The sequence below is a fragment of the Acetobacter suratthaniensis genome (genome assembly GCF_017377745.1).
In the GTDB taxonomy this organism is placed as follows: domain Bacteria; phylum Pseudomonadota; class Alphaproteobacteria; order Acetobacterales; family Acetobacteraceae; genus Acetobacter; species Acetobacter suratthaniensis.
Genome location: NZ_JAFVMG010000036.1, coordinates 1 through 2,500 on the forward strand (window position 1 = coordinate 1; position 2,500 = coordinate 2,500).

2 rRNA genes (1 of these 2 cut by a window edge) are annotated in these 2,500 nt (G+C 54.9%); both read right to left on the reverse strand.

Features of this window, described 5'->3' with window-relative positions:
* Positions 1-15 precede the first annotated feature (15 nt).
* Positions 16-131, reverse strand: a 5S ribosomal RNA gene (rrf, locus tag J2D75_RS14055).
* 129 nt (positions 132-260) lie between these two features.
* Positions 261-2,500, reverse strand: a 23S ribosomal RNA gene (locus J2D75_RS14060); it runs 499 nt beyond the window's last position.

A 2,500-nucleotide genomic window follows, 5' to 3' on the forward strand; every position in this document is an offset into this window, starting at 1 on the left:
TGGGTAGTTTGGAAGACCTGGCGGCGACCGACTTTCCCGCGACTTAAGCCGCAGTATCATAGGCGCTGGGGTTTTTCACGTCCGAGTTCGGGATGGGATCGGGTGGTACACACCCCGCCATAGCCACCAGGTCATCCAGACCACCCTGATTGGGGTGAGTGTGGATTTCGGTTGGTTTTAATGAGAAGCTATTGAGTGAGTGCTTGTTGTGCATGGATGATTTCTGTGCACGGTCTGTCGGCTTTATGGGCTGACAGTGAAGGAGTGAGCCTATTGGGTGATTAGGACCAGTTAGCTGCACGTGTTACCACGCTTTCACATCTGGCCTATTAACGTGGTGGTCTACCACGACCCTTGGGGAGACCTAGTTTTGAGGTGGGTTTCCCGCTTAGATGCTTTCAGCGGTTATCCCGTCCATACTTAGCTACCCGGCTGTGCCGCTGGCGCGACAACCGGTGCACCAGAGGTATGTTCATCCCGGTCCTCTCGTACTAGGGACAAATCCTCTCAAGTCTCCAACATCCACGGCAGATAGGGACCGAACTGTCTCACGACGTTCTAAACCCAGCTCACGTACCACTTTAATCGGCGAACAGCCGAACCCTTGGGACCTGCTCCAGCCCCAGGATGTGATGAGCCGACATCGAGGTGCCAAACCTCCCCGTCGATGTGGACTCTTGGGGGAGATCAGCCTGTTATCCCTAGAGTACCTTTTATCCGTTGAGCGATGGCCCTTCCACGCGGGACCACCGGATCACTATGGCCGACTTTCGTCTCTGCTCGAGCTGTCACTCTCGCAGTCAGGCGGGCTTATGCCATTGCACTCGACAGCCGGTTTCCGACCGGCCTGAGCCCACCATCGCGCGCCTCCGTTACACTTTGGGAGGCGACCGCCCCAGTCAAACTGCCCACCATGCAGGGTCCCGGATCAGGCTAACTGACCACGGTTAGACATCAGAAAAATTCAGGGTGGTATTTCAAGGATGGCTCCACGGGAACTGGCGCCCCCGCTTCAAAGCCTCCCACCTATCCTACACAGAATGTCTCTGATGCCACTGCAAAGCTACAGTAAAGGTTCATAGGGTCTTTCCGTCTGACCGCGGATACCCCGCATCTTCACGGGGAATTCAATTTCGCTGAGCCGATGCTGGAGACAGCGGGGAAGTCGTTACGCCATTCGTGCAGGTCGGAACTTACCCGACAAGGAATTTCGCTACCTTAGGACCGTTATAGTTACGGCCGCCGTTTACCGGGGCTTCAATTCAGTGCTTGCACACCTCCTCTTAACCTTCCGGCACCGGGCAGGCGTCAGACCCTATACGTCGTCTTTCGACTTCGCAGAGTCCTGTGTTTTTACTAAACAGTCGCTACCCCCTGGTCTGTGCCACCCGAACATGGTTGCCCACGCGCGGGTCTCGCTTATCCCGAAGTTACACGAGTAATTTGCCTAGTTCCTTCAGCATCGTTCTCTCAAGCGCCTTGGTATGCTCTACCAGTCCACCTGTGTCGGTTTAGGGTACGGTCTATACGCCAGAGCTATTTCCTGGAATGCTCCAAAAGCCCATCCAATCCGTTAAGGATGAACAACATATCGCATTCGTCACTTCTGGCAGGTTCAGGAATATTCACCTGATTCCCATCGACTACGGCTTTCGCCCTCGCCTTAGGGGCCGACTAACCCTGCGTGGATTAACCTTGCGCAGGAACCCTTGGACTTTCGGCGACAGTGTTTCTCGCACTGTTTGTCGCTACTCATGTCAGCATTCGCACTTCCGATATCTCCAGAGAGGGTCACCCCGTCTCCTTCACAGACCTACGGAACGCTCCGCTACCGCGCATACATAGTATGCACCCACAGCTTCGGCACGTGGCTTGAGCCCCGTTACATTTTCGGCGCAGGGTTTCTATTAGACCAGTGAGCTATTACGCTTTCTTTAAAGGATGGCTGCTTCTAAGCCAACCTCCTGGTTGTTTTGGAATCCCCACATCCTTTCCCACTTAGCCACGATTTAGGGGCCTTAGCTGGTGGTCTGGGCTGTTTCCCTCTCGACAATGGACCTTAGCACCCACTGTCTGTCTGCCAGGCTAAACTTCCGGGTATTCGGAGTTTGGTTGGGTTTGGTAAGGCTTTGGGCCCCCCTAGCCCATCCAGTGCTCTACCCCCCGGGGTCAACACCTGACGGTCTACCTCAATAGATTTCGCGGAGAACCAGCTATCTCCGAGTTTGATTGGCCTTTCACCCCTAGCCACAGCTCATCCCCGACTTTTTCAACAGGCGTGGGTTCGGCCCTCCAGTGCGTGTTACCGCACCTTCAGCCTGGCCATGGCTAGATCACTCGGTTTCGGGTCTTCTGCCAGCAACTCGTCGCCCTATTCAGACTCGCTTTCGCTACGCCTACACCTAACGGCTTAAGCTCGCTGCAAACAGAAACTCGCTGACCCATTATACAAAAGGTACGCCGTCACCCCATAAGAGGCTCCGACTGCTTGTAGGCATTC